Genomic DNA, 16,368 nt, shown 5'->3' with positions numbered 1-16,368 from the left:
AGATGATGGCTTCCCGTTTTTTCCTGTCGATCGGCTGCTGCATGGCCTTGGCCTTCCAACCTGTGTATGCCGATGCCGGGCGTCTGATCGCCACGGGCGGCGCCAGCAGCCTGGAAGGCGCGGCGGGCGGCGGGATCACGCCCTGGGCGATGCTTACCGGCTACGGTGAGCAGGGGGAGTGGGGCGCTACCGCGTTCGCGACGTCGGTCAAATTGCCGGACTACCGGCTGGATGTCGCCGGGTTGGCCGTGGCCTATGACAACCGGGTCGAACTGTCCTTCGCCCGCCAGCGCTTCGACCTGGGGTCGCTGGTGAACAAGCTGAGCCTGCCCGAAGACAGCCTGGGCCAGGACATCTACGCCATGAAGGTGCGCCTGTTCGGTGACGTGATCTATGACGCCTTGCCGCAGGTTTCCCTAGGCCTGGAATACAAGCACCAGAACAATTTCCTCATCCCCGGCCTGGTGGGCGCCCGGCGCGACAGCGACACCGAAGGTTACCTGGCGGCGAGCCGCTTATTCATGGGCGCCGCGTTCGGCTACAACCTGCTGGTCAACGGCGGCCTGCGCTACAGCCGCGCCAATGAACTGGGGTTGCTGGGTTTTGGCGGCGATCGTCGCGACACCCGCAGTGTGTTGAAGGAAGGCTCGCTGGCGGTGTTGCTCAATCCACGCTGGGCGTTGGGCGCCGAATATCGGCAGAAGCCGGACAACCTGTCCTTCAGCGGGGAGAGCGACTGGTCCGATCTGTTCGTGGGTTACTTCCCCAACAAGCATGTTTCCATGGTGCTGGCCTACGCGCGGCTGGGTGAAATCGCGACCCTCGACAGTCAGAATGGCCTGTATCTCTCTATCCAGGGGAGTTTCTGATGCGAGTCCTCCTGCCGATCCTCATCGTGCTCCTGGGGGCCTGCGCGCAGCCCTTGCCCAAGGACGACAGCCTCTACCGCGACCTGGGCGGCCAGCCGGGGATTACCGCGATCGTCGAGGGCATGCTGCTGCACATTGCCCGTGATGAGCGCATCGTGGAGCGCTTTCGCAAGATTGATATCCAGCGCTTGCGTGACAAGCTGATCGAGCAGTTTTGCGTGGAAGCGGGCGGTCCCTGCACCTACACCGGCGACACCATGGCCGAGAGTCACAAGGGGCAGCGCATCAGCCGCAGCGATTTCAACGCCCTGGTGGAGGACTTGATCGCCGCCATGGATGACCAGCGCGTGCCGGTGCCGGTGCAGAATCGCCTGATCAAGCGGCTGGCGCCGATGCGCGGCGACGTCATCGAAAAGTGAGGGGCGCCGTCCGGGCATCGGGCCCCGACACAGGCAAGCGCCCATTCGATCTTTTGATGGCCGGGTGCATGGGCAGCCCGCCCGGCAACCGCTATAGTGCGCGCTCTACGCCGCTCAGGCACTGACACGGCAGTCACAGGAACCTCTCCACATGTCCCATGGCGAAATCGCAACCCGCCCTGAAATCACCCACTTCCCACTTTCCCCCAGCGTCGAACAGGCGCGCCAGCTGATACCGCCCGCCGAAGCACGGCTGGCGCAGCGCAAGCACGTGGTGCTCAAGCCGTTCATGATCGTCCAGGGGCTGGTCTGCGGATATTTCCTGATCAAATGGGTGGCCCAGGGGCACTACATCGGCGGCCCGATTCTCGCGGGATTGCTGTGGTGTGTAACCTGGGTCTTCAGCCTGCCGCTGGCGTTGTTCTGGCGCAAGGAAAGCCGCGAACTCAAGCGCGTTCAAGATAACGTCGGTATCGTGCTGCACAAGGCATGCACGGACTTTCTCGCCGAGCAGGCCCTGGGGCACTACCGCTGGATCTCCCGTGGGCAGGACATGCTCGGGCTGTTTCCGGAAACCGCCGTGCTCTATCTGTATTCGCAAGAGTCCGGCTACCAGCATGCGCTGATCGATGCGGCGCGGGTGGTTCGCCAAGTGCGGGTGGATGAGAAAGTCCAGACCGTGCACACCTCCAACACCCACACCACCCACAGCGAGCGACAGGTCCGCAACACCTACTTGGGCGGCGAGATCGGCAAGGGCACTTCCAGCTCCACCACCCATACCTCCAGTACGACGCACCACAGCTACACCTTGCAGATCCAGTTCCAGATCGGCTCCGGTACGCCTGGCTGGACCACCTGGTCGTTTGGCAATGACTGGCAGGAAGCGGAAAACTGGCGGTTGCAGATCGCGCAGGCGGCGGGGTTGCAAGTGGCCTGAGTGGGGCAGAGCTACAAGGATGCCGTCCTCAACCCGCTCACCACGATGCGCAGCGCTGGCCTTGAATCAAGGCCGTGAAAACAACAACTTCAGGCCCGCGCTACCAAATACCCATGCCAGGGTGCCTTCGATCCATCGCCGCGCCTTGCGATAACCCTGGGTCATCGCAGCCGTGGAGAAAACGATCGCATAGCCGCAGAAAATGGTAATGCTCAATACCCCACAGCCCGCCAGGATGATCGCCACCGTTGCGGGCGTTGCCTGCGGTCCCAGCCCCAGTGTCATCGTCGCCATCCACCCCAGCAGCGCCTTCGGGTTTGTCAGGTGCATCAGCAAGCCGCGTCGATAGAGGCCAAGGCCCGATACGGTGGGTGCTGCCGCCAGCTCCTTTTTCAGGCGCTCATCAGGCGTCAGGGCGGAGCGCCCGGCCTTGAAGGCCAGGAACAGCAGGTAAAGCCCGCCAGCGATCTTGAGGGCGAAGAGTGCTTGTGCGTACTGGGCCAGGATGGCCGACACGCCGGTGGCCGCCATCGATCCCCAGAAAAACGAACCACTGATGACGCCAGCGGCGAGCATCAGCGCAGGCTGCCTGCCCTGATGCATCGCCACGCCCATGATGCGCATGTTGCTCGGGCCGGGGCTGGCCGCGCCGACAATGTAGACGGTGAAGACCAGTAGAAGGTGGTGCCAATCAACTGACATGGGCAATTCCTTGAGCGCCGTGTGTCAGGCAGCTTAGGCGCTCACACGGCAATCGTCACGTCTTGAATCGCAGCACCAGGTTGTTCAGGTTCACCGCCAGGTGCGACAGCTCGTTGCTGGCAATGAGCGTTTGACGGGTTCCCTCGCTGCTTTGCGTGGCCAGGTCGCGAATGCTGACCAGGCTTCGATCGACGTCCCGTGCCACATGGGCCTGCTGCTCGGACGCCGTCGCGATCTGCAGGTTGCGCTCATTGATCTCCAGGACGGCATGGGTGATTTGTTGCAGGGATTGCCCGGCGTCTTCCGCGGTTTTCCGGGTGCTGTGCACCTCCTGGGTGCTTTTTTGCATCGACTCGACCGTGGCAGAGGAGCCTGCCTGTATCGCCGAGATCATCTGTTCGATTTCCTGGGTCGACGTTTGCGTACGATGTGCCAAGGCGCGGACTTCGTCGGCCACCACGGCGAAACCTCGACCTTGTTCGCCGGCCCGTGCCGCTTCGATGGCGGCATTGAGGGCCAAAAGATTGGTCTGCTCGGCAATGCCCCGGATGACGCTCAGCACTTTGCTGATGTCCTGGGCCTGGCCGGCCAGCGCCAGGACTTGCGCCGAGGAACCCTCCACCAGGCTCGTCAGGTTGCGCATGGCTGTCAGGGTTTCGGCGACGCGTTCATTGCCCAGGTCTGCCGACAGGCTCGATTGCTGGGCGGCCTGGGAAGTGGACGTCGCGTTGCGCGCCACTTCTTCAACGGCTGCGCTCATCTCGTTGACGGCCGTCGCGGCTTGCTCGATCTCGCTGTTCTGCTGTTGCAAGGTACGGTCGGCGTCTTCGGTGATGGAGGTCATCTCGACGGCGGCCGTGCTCAGTTGAGTCGACGCCCCGGCGATTTCCAGGACCGTGCGCCGCAGCTTCTGCGACATGACGTTGAGCGCCTGCATCAGGCGGGACGCCTCATCCTGTCCGGTCACTTCCAACTGCCGGGTCAGATCGCCTTCGGCGATGTCTTCGGCCAGCTTCAGCGAGGTATTGATCGGATCGACGATGCTGCGGGTCAAGGCGATCGCGAGGAAGACCGTGAGCAGCAGCGCGACGACCACGACAATCATCAGGATGTTGACGCTGTGGTTATACACGGCGGTGGCGATGGCGCCCGACTTCTCGGTCTCTCGTTTATTCAGCTCGCGCATGGCCGTGAGCTTTTCCTGGTAAGCGCTGGCGCGGTTTGCCTGTTCCGAGTTGGCGAAGGCCACGGCCTTGTCATGCTCGGTCGTGTCCATCGTAATGACTTGCTTCAGCCCGTCGATGTAGGTGTTCATCGCGTTGTGCGCGTCATCGAGCTGCGCGCGGTCCTTGTCGCTGGTAATCAGGTTCTGCCGATAGAATTCGCTGCGCGACTGCAGGGTTTCCATGGCTTCTCGTACTTTGGCTTGCGACGCGCTCTTGACCGAGGGGTCGGTGCTGGCCAGCATCCGGATGCTCTCGAGGCGGGCGTGCAGGAGCGCGATCTGAATGTCATCGACCGTTTGAATGCTGGGCAGTGATTTTTCTTCTATGTCTTGTTCCGCGGCGCGCAGATGGTCGATCTGGACATAGGAGAACCCTCCCAGCCCGATCAACAGCAGCGTAATGGCACCGAAGCAGAATGCAGCTCTGCGCGCGATATTGAGGGATCTCAGGTTCATGCTTGGCTCCAGTGGCGTGCCACGTACGCCGGGTGGGAGCTGGCTCTTTGCCAGCCACTACAGGGTTGGTCAGATCCGATGAAAATTCTGTGAGCTGCGCGTGGTTTTTTTGAGAAGAGTGATTAAAAGCTGCGCATGGCTTCCAGGTCCGCAAGCGCCATTGGGCCCACCCGTCTGCAGGCCACTGGAGGGAAGGTAGTGCGCTCGACGGGCATACCTGCCAACCGGCTGACTTCATCCATCGCGAGCAGGCTCGCTTCCACAGCGGATCTCGGCTGCTCACAAACCTGCGGTCAACCACAAATCCCCGTGGGAGCGGGCCTGCCCGCGAAGGCGTCGGCAGCCGCTGCGGGTGAGCTGGCCATCGCAGGCCAGCGCTGCGGATTCAGAGGGGGCGAGGGCACAAATGGTGGCTGGCAATGGTCCTACCCAAGAGGAACAAGAACCGCAGCGCAAGTAACCCGCTCATCCATGGAGAGGCATCATGCACGACACCTTCGATCTTTCCCGCTTCGTCGAGGCCCAGCGCCCGGTGTTCGATCGAGTCCTGGACGAACTGCGCGCCGGACGCAAGACCAGCCACTGGATGTGGTTCATATTCCCGCAGATCCAGGGGCTGGGCCGCAGCGAAATGGCAGAACGCTTCGCCATCTCCGGTGCCGCCGAGGCCGAGGCGTACCTGCGGCACGACCTGCTCGGGCCGCGCCTGGAAGCGTGCGTGGAAATGCTCATGCAACACCGCGACAAGAGCGCCAGGCAGATATTCGGCTCGCCGGATGATCTCAAGCTGCGTTCCTGCCTGACATTGTTCGCCAGTGTCCGGCCCGAAACTCCGTCGTATCGACAGGCGCTCGATCAGTTCTATTCCGGGGAGCTCGATACCAAGACCTTGAGTCTCCTGGAGCCCGGGACGTGAACACGATTCAATGCTGATCGCATCGCGATGACTACTGCCCACGCTCCGCAGTCTCCCGCGTATCGATACTGACGACGACCGATAAACCCGGCCGCAAACGCCGGGCTTCGGGCTGGTCGGGGTCGACACTGATACGCACGGGGATGCGTTGCGCAATCTTGACGAAGTTGCCGGTTGCATTGTCCGACTGCAGCAGGGCGAATTCGGAGCCGGTGGCCGGTGAGATTCGCTGTACATGCCCGCGCAGCTTCAAGTGGTTGAGCGCATCGACGGTAAACGTCACCGGCTGGCCGATCCGTACCTTGTCCATCTGGGTTTCCTTCATGTTGGCGATCACCCACAAGGTGTCGGGCACCAGGGCCATCAATTGTGCGCCGGAATTGACATAGGCCCCCAGGCGCACGCCGATCTGTCCCAATTGGCCGTCGCGCGGCGCGGTGATCCGGGTGTTGTCCAGATCGATTCGCGCCAGCTCCAGGGCCGCCTTGGCGTTCTCGACCGACGCCTCCAGCGAGGCGCGATTGACAATCACTGTCTGTAGATCCTGGCGGGCGATTTCCAGCGCGGCCTTGGCCTGGGCGAGGGCGGCCGCAGCCCGGGCATCCGCGGCGCGGGTGACGTCCAGTTCGCTGCGGGACACCGAGCCATCGCTGATCAGCTTCTCGTTGCGCTGCAGGTCGGCGCGGCTCTTGCTCGCTTGCGCCTGGTTATCGGCAATGGCCGCCTGGCGCTGGAGGATGGTCGCCTCGGCGCTCTTGCGTTGTTGCAGGTTGTTGGCCAACGCCGCCTTCTGTTGCTCCAGTTGCGCCTCGGCCTGATGCAGGCGCTGCTTGTAGATGCGGTCGTCCAGGCGCACCAGCAGGTCACCGGCCTTGACGAACTGGAAGTCCTGCACCGGCACTTCGAACACATAACCGCTCAGTTGCGGGCCGATGATCGTCACCTGCCCACGCACCAGGGCGTTCTCGGTGCTTTCGATCGCGCTGCTGAACGGCGGCAACTGCCAGGCGTAGAGCACCACCAGCACGCCAACGATGGCGACGCTGCCAAAGATCAGGAAGGACAGCACGCGCCGGCGCAACGAGCGTTGTCCACTGGCCGCGCTGGCAGGCGGGGTGACCCCTTCGGGGGTTTCGGCGATGGCGGTGGTCGTGGTCGTCGTCGGTTGGGTCATTGCGCTGGGGTACCACGGCTAGGGTCGAGGGTTGCAACCGCACTGGCCGTGCGGGTGGTGTGCCACAGCCACAGGCTGCGGAAGAAAATCCAGATCATGGTCAATACGGCAATGCTGCCGATCAGCATGAAGACATCGTTATAGGCCAGGATGTTCGCCTCGCGGGTCGCCGCGTTAGCCAACAGCCGGTTGCCTATCGACGTGCGCAGGGCAGGGTCACTGATGACCCCGGCGTAGGACGCCGCACCGCCCTGCACCCGGCTCAGTACCTGCGGGTTGAGCAAAGTCAACTGCTCGACCAGGTAGCTGGAATGGAATTTCTCCCGGACGATCTGGAAGGTACCCAGCAACGCGGCACCCATCAGGCCCCCCAGGTTGTTGCAGATGCCGAACATCACCGAAAAGCTGACCAGGTTGCGCGGGTTGGTGACGATGTGGCTGATACCCAGTGCCAAGGTCGGGCCGAGGAAGAAGGTTCCGCCAAAGGCGAGCAGGAACTGGCTGACGTACATCTGGGCCGGGCGCGTCAGGTTGCTCGACGAGCTGTCCATGAACGAGCCGGTGGCCATCAGCGCCAGCGAGATGAACAGCGGCAGTACCAGGTGCTGCGAATTGATCGTCAGGGCGCTGACCGCCAGTCCCGACACCGCGCCCAACAGCATCACCAGGTAAAGGCCGCGCATCTGCTCGCTGCCCAGGTTCAGCGCCTGCAGAAACCCCACGGCGCCGGTGGATTGTTCAGCGGTCACCATGCGGATGAGGATCACACAGAACGCCAGGCGCAAGGCCACGCCGCTGCCCAGCCAACGCGTCATCAGCAGCGGGTTGCTGCGGTTATGCTCGATGGCAACGCCCGTGACCATCAGGACAATCGAGGCGGCGAGGGCGACGCCGATCCACGGCGTTTCAAGCCACCAGTCGATGCGTCCCAGCGACAGCACCGCGCAAAGCAGGGCGACGCCGCTGGACATGATCACGAAGGTCAGGAAGTCCAGCGGCTCGAACGTCTTGAAACGGTCGCCGGGCGGCAACTTGAGCAGCAGCACGCAGCCCAGCGCCGTCAGCGCCAGGCCCAGCTCGAACAGGTACAGGCCGCGCCATTCGGCGATCTGCAACAGGTCCTCGGAGAAGATCCGGGCCAGCGGCAACGCCAATTGTGACGCCCCCAGCCCAAGTACCAACGCTTTCAGGCGCCACTTGGCCGGGAAAGCCTGGATCATGTAGTACAAGCCCAGGGAACTCAGCGCCGCACCCACCATGCCATGGGCGGCGCGCACGGCGATGGCCGAATTGAGGTCGTTGACGAACAAGTGAGCGAACGTCACCAGGGCGTACAGCATCAGGAAAATTTCAGTGAAGGCGCGCAGGCCGAACTCCTGGCGAAACTTCACCAGCAGCAGGTTCATCGACACATTGGTCATCACGTAGGCGGCGGGAAGCCAGGCCATCTCGGCGGTAGTCGCGCCCAACGCCCCTTGCAGAAACTGCAGGTTGGCGGTGACCAGGGCATTGCCCAGGCCGCCGGTGATCGCCACCAGCAGGCCCACCAGGCCGAAGGCCAGGCGTTTGAGGGGCGGGTGCAGTGGCGTCGACGGCGAGCCCGGCATCGAAGGCTTTTCATGGGGCAACCACTGGCGGGGAGCGTATTTATCCATTCATGGTGGTGTGTAGTCGGTGCGTTAGCCGTGCGGTCGCATGGCAATCAGGATGCCTATGCATGCTCGGATGCGACCGGTGGCGAGGAGTTCATCAGGGGCGTGATGTTTTTGAAGATGGCGGAAAAAATGGTTGCTTATCAAGCCTCCAAGTGACGCTCAGCGAACCGGGCCAAGGCTAGCTTAGCATTGGCTGAACGCTGGGTTTTCTCGTGGGCCGTGGCCGTCGATACATTTCTGACAAGAATGTCAGGAAGCGGTCAGTCTCCAGACACCTTTGCTGTCTAGACTCTGTAGGTTGCCCCCGTTCCCACAAAGGAATTACTTGATGCGTCTGCTCATTATCGAGGACGAAGAAAAGACGTTCTCCTACGTCCATCGGGGTCTGAGCGAGCTTGGCTACATCGTCGATGTCGCGACCAATGGCATCGATGGCCTGCACTATGCGCTGGAAATGGATTACGACGTGGTGATCCTCGATGTCATGCTGCCAGGCAAGGACGGCTACGGCGTGTTGCAGGGCCTGCGCCTGCACAAGAAAACTCCGGTGATCATGTTATCGGCCAGGGGCACGGTGGATGATCGGGTCCGGGGGCTGCGAGAGGGCGCCGATGACTACCTGGCCAAACCGTTTTCCTTTGCCGAACTGGTCGCGCGCATCCAGGCCCTGATCCGACGCCGCGCCGACGACACCGCCGATCCGACGCACCTGCGCATCGACGACCTGGAAGTCGACCTGCAAGCACGCAAGGTGACTCGCGGCGGGGTGCGCCTGGACCTCACAGCCAAGGAGTTCTGCTTGTTGAGCCTGCTGGCACGGCACCAGGGGGAAATTCTTTCCAAGTTGATGATTGCCGAACAGGTCTGGGACATGAATTTCGACAGCGACGCCAACGTGGTCGAAGTTGCGATCAAGCGCGTGCGCGCCAAGGTTGACGCGCCGTATCCGCGCAAGCTGCTGCACACCGTCCGCGGCATGGGCTACGTGTTGGAGAGTCGTGAAGTCAACGACAGGCAGGCCGGTGCGCTGTGATGAAAAGATCGATAGCCAAGCGGCTCGCCCTGATGTTTGCCCTCGCGGTCACGCTCATCACCGCTGTCAGCGCGACGCTGTTGCGCTGTTCCTTGAAGCAATCGCTCGCAGACCAGATGCAGAACGAGCTGATCCTGCGCCATTCCGTGCTCGATCCGGTGCTTGCAAAATATGATTCGCCGCAATTCTGGGTCGGCTTGCGCCAGAAGCTCGACGGCCTGACACCGGCGGACGAGCGGGTGCGTTATTGGGTCCTGGTTGACGACCCCGCGTACAGCTATGGCGGGGCGATGCCGGACGGCCAGGATTGGTCCAAGCGCCCAGATGGTTTTTCCACCATCGAAGTACCTGACCGGGACCGGCCCATGATGCTGATGGTCGAGACCATCGCGGCCATGGGCAGCCGGCCGGAGTTGCGCTTTATCGTCGGGCTCGATTCGACGCCGTTCATGAAGACCCTGGACAATTTCACCAAGACCTTGGTCCTGACATCGGCGCTGGGCGTCGTGCTGGTCGCGCTGCTGGGCTACTGGATCGCGCGTTTTGGTCTGGGGCCGGTCAGGCGCCTGAGCCGTCAGGCCAACAGCCTGCCACCGGGGGATTCCAAGCAGCGATTGGACACCGAAGCGCTGCCCGGCGAGCTGCAAGAACTGGCCGTGTCGTTCAATGGCGCCCTGGCTCGCCAGGAAGCGGCCTGGGTTCAGCTCGAAGGGTTCAACGCCAATGTTGCCCATGAGCTGCGAACGCCGCTGACCAACCTGATCGGCCAGACCCAGGTCGCGTTGGCTCATGGGCGAGACGTGAACGAGCTTCAGGATCTCTTGCAGTCCAACCTCGAAGAGCTGGAGCGGATGGGGACCATCGTCAACGACATGCTGTTCCTGGCGGGAGCCGAAAGCGGGCAGCGAGCAACCGAGCTGAGTGATGTCTCGCTGAACGAAGAGGCGTCGAAGACGGTGGAATACCTGGAGCCCGTCCTGCACGAGAAGCAGCTGAGCGTAGTGATCCAGGGCGACATGCGGGTGTGCATCGACCGACGTCTTTTCCACCGTTCCCTGGCCAATCTGATACAGAACGCGGCGCGTTACGCAGTGCCGGCTAGCACGATAACCATCAGCCTGGTCAGCCACGGCATGCAAGCCGAAGTGAGCGTGTCCAATGCCGGCGAGCCGATTGACAACGTACACCTGGAGCGCTTGTTCCAGCGCTTCTATCGAGCCGACGCCGCCCGGGCGCAAAGTGATGCGCACCATGGCCTGGGGCTGTCTATCGTACGGGCGGTGGCCTCCATGCACGGTGGCCAGGTGTTCGCCCACAGTAAGGACGGCCTCAATACCTTCGGTTTTTCCCTGACCAGCCAGGCGGCGCGCTAGCCGCCACACCGTCGGCTTGCGTTGTTGCATAGAGCGCAAGCCGGCGCTTCCCCAGCACCGGCGTTTGACATGTTCCTGTCAGTCGGCAGTCACCTTGACGTCAGTGTCCTGCTCCTAGAGTGCCTATCACCATCTCGGTAAAGGCAGTCGTGGAGTCTCATCATGAATATCCAGAGTTTATCGATCGCCAGTCTGCTGGCCGTCATCACTTTGAGCGGTTCATCCCTGTTTGCCAAAGAACAAGTGCAACCCCCGGCCTACGAGTACGGCATGCCGCTGGACGTCGCCCGGGCCATTCGTATCGAGGCGCCGCAATCGTCCGTGTGCGAAGTGGTACCGGCAAAGATGACCTACGTGGATAAGCACGGCGAAATCCGCCAGGTCAGCTTTCTGCAATTGGCTGACGCATGTGCCAACCAGTAATCGCCGGCCGTGCCGGTTCACCTGCAAATAGAGAGCACTCAACCATGTGGAATACAACAACAAGCTTTTGTGCATTGGACGTCGAGAACCGCACCGGTGCGCTGCTGAGACTGACTCGGGCGCTGGTCGCCGGCGTCGCGTTGCTCAGCGCCGTGGGCATCGAGGCTTCGGCCCGGGTGGCCCCGAAACCCGACTGGTCGACCGACGACATTCCGCCCCAGAACGGCAGGATCGTCCTGATTACCGGCGGCACGAGTGGCATGGGTTATGAGGATGCGCTAGCACTGGCGCGTGCCGGCGCCGAAGTGATTATCGCGGCGCGCAATCCAGAACGCGGAGCCGAGGCCATCACCCGTATCCAACAGGCGGTGCCGGACGCCAAGGTGCAATTCGAGGCCGTGGACCTGGCCAATCTTTCATCCGTGCGCGGCTTGGCCCAGCGCCTCAACCAGAAACTGCCGCGCCTCGACGTGTTGATCAACAATGCCGCCATCATGGCGCCGCCAGAACGCGGCCTCTCGGCAGACGGTTATGAACTCCAGTTGGCGACCAATTACCTGGGGCATTTCGCATTGACCGGCTTGCTGGTGCCGCTCTTGCGCCAAAGCGAGGACGCCCGTGTGGTGAGTCTTTCAAGCATTGCGGCGGGGCGCGGTACGGTCAATTTTGCTGACCTCCAGTTCGAACACAAGTACGACCCTTATGCAGCCTACGCGCAATCGAAACTGGCCATCCTGCATTGGGCCTTTGCGTTGCAACGGCGCAGTGACGCCGAAAAGTGGGGGATTCGCAGCGTTGCCGCGCATCCAGGTGTAGCGGTCACCGAGCTGATTGCCCGCGGTCCGGGCCTCGACAGCGAGTTTGGCCAGCGCTGGGCAAAGGACCGCGACGTGTACCACTCGGCAGCGCAAGGGGCGTTGCCCACGTTATACGCCGCCACCGCGCCACAGGCCGTCGGCGGTGCCTATTACGGCCCGACCGGAGACGAGGAAAAACGCGGGCCGCTGGGCTTCGCCAAGACGCCCGCCGCGGCGACCGGAGCGGCGGATGCCGAGCGGCTCTGGTCCGTCTCTGAACAGCTGACCGGCGTCACTTACCCCTGATGCAACTGTGGGCATCCGGTTCGCCCGGTGCCCATCCTCTGGCCTGTTACCGTTCTCCTGGAGTTCCCATGCGCATGCCTTCTTATCTGCACCGGCTGAGCCTTGCCGTTAACGCCCGCGACACAGAGCTGCTTCCGGCGCTGTGCGGGTTCTTGCTGTTCCTGTGCCTTTTTACCGGTTACTTCATGCTGCGTCCGATCCGCGAGTCGATGGGCATCGCGGCGGGCGTGGAGAACCTGCAATGGCTGTTCACCGCGACCTTCGTCGCCATGCTGGTGGCCGTTCCTTTATTCGCCTGGCTCAGTGCCAAGGTACCGCGCTTGCGCCTCATCGACTGGGTGTACGGCTTCTTCGGGTTCAACCTGTTGATGTTCGTCGAGATGTTCCAGTTCCAGCCGGACAGCATCGGGCTGGCCAGGGTCTTCTACGTCTGGATCTCGGTCTATAACCTGTTCGTTGTATCCGTGGCCTGGAGCTTGATGGCCGACGTATTCGACAGCGAGCAGGCCAAGCGTCTATTTGCCTTTATCGCGGCGGGTGCCAGCATCGGCGGCCTGCTGGGGCCAGCCCTGAGTGCGCTGCTCATCGAGCCCGTCGGTGCGTCAGGCATCATGCTACTGGCGGCCTTGTTGCTCGGTGTGACGCTGGTCTTGAAGCGGGCATTGATGAAATGGCGCGAAACGGGCGGGGCTGGCCGCCCTGGCGCCGCGCCAACGCAAAGTCCCCGCCAGCCCTTGCAGGGCAACCCGTTCAGTGGCTTGACGGCGGTGTTCCAGTCGCCTTACCTGCTGGGGATAGCCGGGTTCGTGGTGCTGTTGGCGACGGTCAGCACCTTTCTCTATTTCGAGCAGGCGCGCCTGGTGGCCGAGCTCTACCCGGACCGCGCTTCCCAAGTTCGCATCTTTGGCACCATCGACATCATTGTCCAGGCGGGCGCGCTGCTGTCCCAGCTGTTCATCACCGGTCGTATCGCGCCGAAGCTGGGAATCCGCGCGTTGTTGGCCATCGTGCCGTTGCTCATGTGCATCGGCTTCGTCGGTCTGGCATTGGCGCCCGGATTCGCCTTGCTTGCGACATTGATGATCATTCGGCGCATCGGCGAGTACGCGTTCGTCAGGCCGGGTAGGGAAATGCTCTTTGCGCCATTGGACGCCGAGAGTAAATACAAGGCCAAGAACGTCATCGACACCGTGGTGTATCGCGCTGGCGACGCCATGAGTGGCTGGGCCAAGAGCCTTCTCGACATGCTGGGGCAGGGCGCCGGCGTGGCCGCGATGGTAGGCGCGTGTTGCGCGTTGCTGTGGGGGTATCTGGGCTGGCAACTGGGCCGGCAGGCGGACACCGCCGCTTCGCGGGAGCTACGACTGGCCATTATCTCGGCCAGGGCCTGAAGATTTCTATTGTCCATCGCGTCCTTACGGTTAATTGGAGGGTGATACGGATGACGCTAAAAAGCAGGGTACTGACAGTAGGTGCGGTTGTTGCCTTTTCGGTTTTCTCTACAGCCATCGCGAGCACGGAAAATCCGTTTGTCGGCACCTGGCGCGTGATCAGCGCCACGGTCGAGCACCAGGGCAGTCGCTCGGATGCCTATGGGCCCAATCCTCATGGCTGGCTCGTTTTCACACCAGAGTTGACGTTTATTGAAGTGCTCACTGACCCACGTGTGCCGGCGTTTCGCTCCAACGTGCGTGGCGAAGGCACCGATGAGGAAAACCGCGCGGCCATGGCCGGTAGCATCGGTTTCTTCGGACGATATACCGTCAACCAGAAGGGAGAGTTCACGGGAAATACCGTTGAAGGGTCTACTTTTCCAAACTGGGTGGGCGCTGTGCGTACCCAGGATGACTTGCAACTGAAAGTCGATGGCGATCGGATGGTGGAAAATTTCCGGCGCCCCGATGGGACGCAGGTTCACATCATCTTTGAGCGTGTCAGGGCCATCCAGTGAGGGTTAAGTACGTTCGACTGCTGCAAGAGGTGCGCTTGCGTGGTGTTATCACGCCTTCAGAAAGGCCGGCACTTCACGATGGCCCAGATGCTCGCGGATCAACCGGCGCAGGGCCAACTGCGGTTCCCGACACGGTAAGGCGGCGCTATTGCGTGGAGCTTCATGTTTTTCACCTGGTGGTACGATAAATGACTGGGCGTTCAGCGATCTTGTTGAGCGCGACTACCGGGAGGAAAGGCATATAAGAGACCCCGCGGCCGACCGCGCCAGTTCATCCTCGAAGACGCCATCCAGGTCGGGCAACATCTGTTCCACGAGCACGGTTATGAGAACGTCAGCGTCGCCTCGCTAACCGAAGCGATCGGGATCACTGCGCCGAGCTTCTATGCGGCCTTCGGCAGCAAGGGTGCTTTTTTCAACGATGCGTTGAGGCATTACTCCGCGACCGTTGTGCCCCTCGACACCTTTTTGATCCCAGACAAGTCACCACAGACGGTACTGAAGGACATGCTTAGGGCTGCGGCGCATGCATACGCCGCTCATCCGAACCGCCGAGGTTGTTTTATTCTGGAGCACGCGAAGGCCGGAGCCACTGAGTCGGGAATAGCCGCTAAGAAAATCGCAGACGAGAATCGTGCAAAAGTGATGGCGTTTCTAGAAGCATCCGGCATCTCCGCTGCTAGCCACGTCGTAGACTATGTCTCCGTGACCATGCTCGGCCTGTCGGCTGCGGCGAAGGAGGGCTGGGAGGCGGAGAGGCTGATTGCAGTTGTGGAGACCGCCGCGGTAGGCCTAGGCCAAATAATAGGCAGCCCTGAAGAATCTTCCTGAAACTCCTGGCACGTGGCTTTAACGCCTCAAATCATGACGGCGGCCTCGCTGGCGTCGTCAGGCTGGTGCCTGGTTTCTCTCTGCACCCGCACGCCTTGCCGATCACATTGAACGCCGCGAAGCGCCAGCCCTCCAATGAATGTCAGAAGGAGGAACCCGCATGCAACCTAAAACTGAAGGTCTGGAAGAGCACGGCCCAAGCGGCGTGCCTTACTTGAACGATCCAGAAAAGCCTACTTCACCGCCTTTGAACGATGCAGACGACACTGATGGAGCCGAGGCTGAGGAAGAAATCCAGGACGACGCAGAATCCGTTTAGATATGAGGAATAAGGCAATGGACAACTACCACCTGAGCCCAACCGCAGATGGATGGGAACTCAAGAAAGCCGGCGCGGAGCGTGCGTCCAAGCGAGCGGCCACCAAGCAGGCGTTGGTCAGCTCACTGTCCGACTTCTTTAACGGTAAAACAGCGTCGGTGAAAATCCACAAGACCGACGGCACCGTCGAAGAAGAACGCACTTATCCGCGTTCTGCAGACCCCAAGCGCTCAAAGGGGTGAATTCTGTCACTGCTGCAGACCTTGGAATTGAGGTGGGCGACCTGAACAGCCATGGGCTGTATAAGTGGCTTCTGGCGAGCTTTTTGATCGGTAAGAGAATTCGCTCGTCGGTTGCGGTCGAGGCGTACAGGAACTTGGTTGATCGGCATGGCCTCGATACACCAGCCAAACTTGCGCAATGCTCGCACCGTGACTTGGTCAGACTGCTTGGCCAGGCCGGTTATGCCCGATATGACGAGTCCACCGCGAGGCGGCTGCATGCACTTGGGGTCGGTTTGGATGGTGAGCTAAACGCTCGATCGAAAGCGCTGCAGAGCGGGACGATGGAATTCGCTGAGTTTGATCGATGGCTTCTCAGCTTCAACGGCATAGGGCCAAAGACGCTGGAAATCTTCAAGCGTGAGGTTGTTCCAGGCGAGAGGTGAGGCAGGAGAGTTGGGCAGTCATTCTCATAAACATCTTGTTTAACAAGTGGGCGATGTCATATGTTCATAAGTCGATCAAGGGCCCGAGAATGCTGACTCAATGGTCTCTAAATCAGTGCGACTGTTCATCGATTAGTGTTCATAGACCTAGCTCTCCCCCGGTCATTAGTCTCGTCGCCCCGACCTTTATCCGTCCATCCAGTGATGGTGGAGGTATGTTCGACGGCGGCACGGGGTGCGCTTGCGTGGTGTTTCGTGACCGAATATGTCATATAGCCGCTATTGGATTTTGTTGCAGCGTCACCGCTGCAT

At 61.5% G+C, this 16,368-nt stretch carries 18 protein-coding genes and 1 pseudogene; 15 read left to right on the top strand and 4 right to left on the bottom strand.

The window, feature by feature from the left end; all coding sequences use genetic code 11:
- Window positions 1-5: 5 nt before the first annotated feature.
- From Q6A48_RS08400 to Q6A48_RS08390, 3 genes are all read left to right on the top strand, one after another.
- Window positions 6-869 (top strand): DUF3034 family protein, encoded by an 864-nt coding sequence (locus tag Q6A48_RS08400; RefSeq protein ID WP_304553507.1) that lies wholly within the window; start codon window positions 6-8, stop codon window positions 867-869.
- Window positions 869-1,288 (top strand): group I truncated hemoglobin, encoded by a 420-nt coding sequence (locus Q6A48_RS08395; protein ID WP_369811673.1) that lies wholly within the window; start codon window positions 869-871, stop codon window positions 1,286-1,288. Before Q6A48_RS08400 ends, Q6A48_RS08395 begins: the two co-directional genes overlap by 1 nt.
- A 151-nt stretch (window positions 1,289-1,439) precedes the next feature.
- Window positions 1,440-2,228, top strand: a complete 789-nt coding sequence (locus Q6A48_RS08390; RefSeq protein ID WP_304553403.1) for a hypothetical protein — start codon at window positions 1,440-1,442, stop codon at window positions 2,226-2,228.
- A 66-nt stretch (window positions 2,229-2,294) separates the two neighbouring features.
- Here the strand turns inward: Q6A48_RS08390 and Q6A48_RS08385 are convergent, their stop codons facing one another.
- Both Q6A48_RS08385 and Q6A48_RS08380 read right to left on the bottom strand, forming a co-directional pair.
- On the bottom strand, window positions 2,295-2,930 hold the full coding sequence (locus Q6A48_RS08385) for a LysE family translocator (RefSeq protein WP_304553401.1): 636 nt from the start codon (window positions 2,928-2,930) through the stop codon (window positions 2,295-2,297).
- Window positions 2,931-2,985: 55 nt separating this feature from the next.
- Window positions 2,986-4,611, bottom strand: a complete 1,626-nt coding sequence (locus Q6A48_RS08380) for a methyl-accepting chemotaxis protein (RefSeq protein WP_304553398.1) — start codon at window positions 4,609-4,611, stop codon at window positions 2,986-2,988.
- 484 nt (window positions 4,612-5,095) lie between these two features.
- Between Q6A48_RS08380 and Q6A48_RS08375 the strand changes: the two genes are divergently transcribed.
- A complete protein-coding gene (locus tag Q6A48_RS08375) occupies window positions 5,096-5,527 on the top strand; it encodes a DUF1810 domain-containing protein (protein WP_304553397.1) in 432 nt (143 codons plus the stop codon).
- 31 nt (window positions 5,528-5,558) lie between these two features.
- Here the strand turns inward: Q6A48_RS08375 and Q6A48_RS08370 are convergent, their stop codons facing one another.
- Window positions 5,559-6,701, bottom strand: a complete 1,143-nt coding sequence (locus tag Q6A48_RS08370) for an HlyD family secretion protein (RefSeq protein WP_304553396.1) — start codon at window positions 6,699-6,701, stop codon at window positions 5,559-5,561.
- A complete protein-coding gene (locus Q6A48_RS08365; RefSeq protein WP_304553395.1) occupies window positions 6,698-8,356 on the bottom strand; it encodes an MFS transporter in 1,659 nt (552 codons plus the stop codon). The genes Q6A48_RS08370 and Q6A48_RS08365 overlap by 4 nt, the downstream gene beginning before the upstream one ends.
- A gap of 328 nt (window positions 8,357-8,684) precedes the next feature.
- On the opposite strand from Q6A48_RS08365, the gene Q6A48_RS08360 reads away from it, so the two are divergent.
- The 11 genes and pseudogenes from Q6A48_RS08360 to Q6A48_RS08315 all read left to right on the top strand — a co-directional run bounded on the left by Q6A48_RS08360 (window position 8,685) and on the right by Q6A48_RS08315 (window position 16,056).
- Window positions 8,685-9,389, top strand: coding sequence for a heavy metal response regulator transcription factor (locus tag Q6A48_RS08360; protein WP_304553394.1), 705 nt, complete (start codon window positions 8,685-8,687; stop codon window positions 9,387-9,389).
- Window positions 9,389-10,762 (top strand): heavy metal sensor histidine kinase, encoded by a 1,374-nt coding sequence (locus tag Q6A48_RS08355; protein WP_304553393.1) that lies wholly within the window; start codon window positions 9,389-9,391, stop codon window positions 10,760-10,762. The genes Q6A48_RS08360 and Q6A48_RS08355 overlap by 1 nt, the downstream gene beginning before the upstream one ends.
- Window positions 10,763-10,924: 162 nt before the next feature.
- Window positions 10,925-11,185 (top strand): DUF2790 domain-containing protein, encoded by a 261-nt coding sequence (locus tag Q6A48_RS08350; RefSeq protein ID WP_304553392.1) that lies wholly within the window; start codon window positions 10,925-10,927, stop codon window positions 11,183-11,185.
- Between the two features lie 44 nt (window positions 11,186-11,229).
- Entirely contained in the window at window positions 11,230-12,288 is a 1,059-nt protein-coding gene (locus Q6A48_RS08345; protein WP_304553391.1) for an oxidoreductase, read from the top strand.
- Between the two features lie 68 nt (window positions 12,289-12,356).
- Window positions 12,357-13,679 (top strand): NTP/NDP exchange transporter, encoded by a 1,323-nt coding sequence (locus Q6A48_RS08340; RefSeq protein ID WP_304553390.1) that lies wholly within the window; start codon window positions 12,357-12,359, stop codon window positions 13,677-13,679.
- A 50-nt stretch (window positions 13,680-13,729) separates the two neighbouring features.
- On the top strand, window positions 13,730-14,239 hold the full coding sequence (locus Q6A48_RS08335; protein ID WP_304553389.1) for a lipocalin-like domain-containing protein: 510 nt from the start codon (window positions 13,730-13,732) through the stop codon (window positions 14,237-14,239).
- A gap of 273 nt (window positions 14,240-14,512) precedes the next feature.
- Window positions 14,513-14,647: pseudogene (locus tag Q6A48_RS26000) on the top strand (TetR/AcrR family transcriptional regulator); the annotation flags it as partial.
- Between the two features lie 42 nt (window positions 14,648-14,689).
- On the top strand, window positions 14,690-15,070 hold the full coding sequence (locus Q6A48_RS08330) for a hypothetical protein (protein ID WP_304553388.1): 381 nt from the start codon (window positions 14,690-14,692) through the stop codon (window positions 15,068-15,070).
- Between the two features lie 160 nt (window positions 15,071-15,230).
- The gene (locus Q6A48_RS08325; protein WP_304553387.1) at window positions 15,231-15,389 is read left to right on the top strand and encodes a hypothetical protein; all 159 of its coding nucleotides are present in this window, start codon (window positions 15,231-15,233) and stop codon (window positions 15,387-15,389) included.
- A gap of 17 nt (window positions 15,390-15,406) precedes the next feature.
- Complete coding sequence (locus tag Q6A48_RS08320; RefSeq protein ID WP_304553386.1) at window positions 15,407-15,631, top strand: DUF2188 domain-containing protein; 225 nt, start codon at window positions 15,407-15,409, stop codon at window positions 15,629-15,631.
- On the top strand, window positions 15,628-16,056 hold the full coding sequence (locus Q6A48_RS08315) for an HhH-GDP family DNA glycosylase (protein ID WP_304553385.1): 429 nt from the start codon (window positions 15,628-15,630) through the stop codon (window positions 16,054-16,056). The genes Q6A48_RS08320 and Q6A48_RS08315 overlap by 4 nt, the downstream gene beginning before the upstream one ends.
- Window positions 16,057-16,368 lie beyond the last annotated feature (312 nt).

Source organism: Pseudomonas citrullilanati, from assembly GCF_030580855.1.
GTDB lineage: Bacteria > Pseudomonadota > Gammaproteobacteria > Pseudomonadales > Pseudomonadaceae > Aquipseudomonas > Aquipseudomonas citrulli.
The sequence above is the reverse complement of the archived record's forward strand: the minus strand, read 5'-3'. Positions and strand labels throughout refer to the sequence as shown.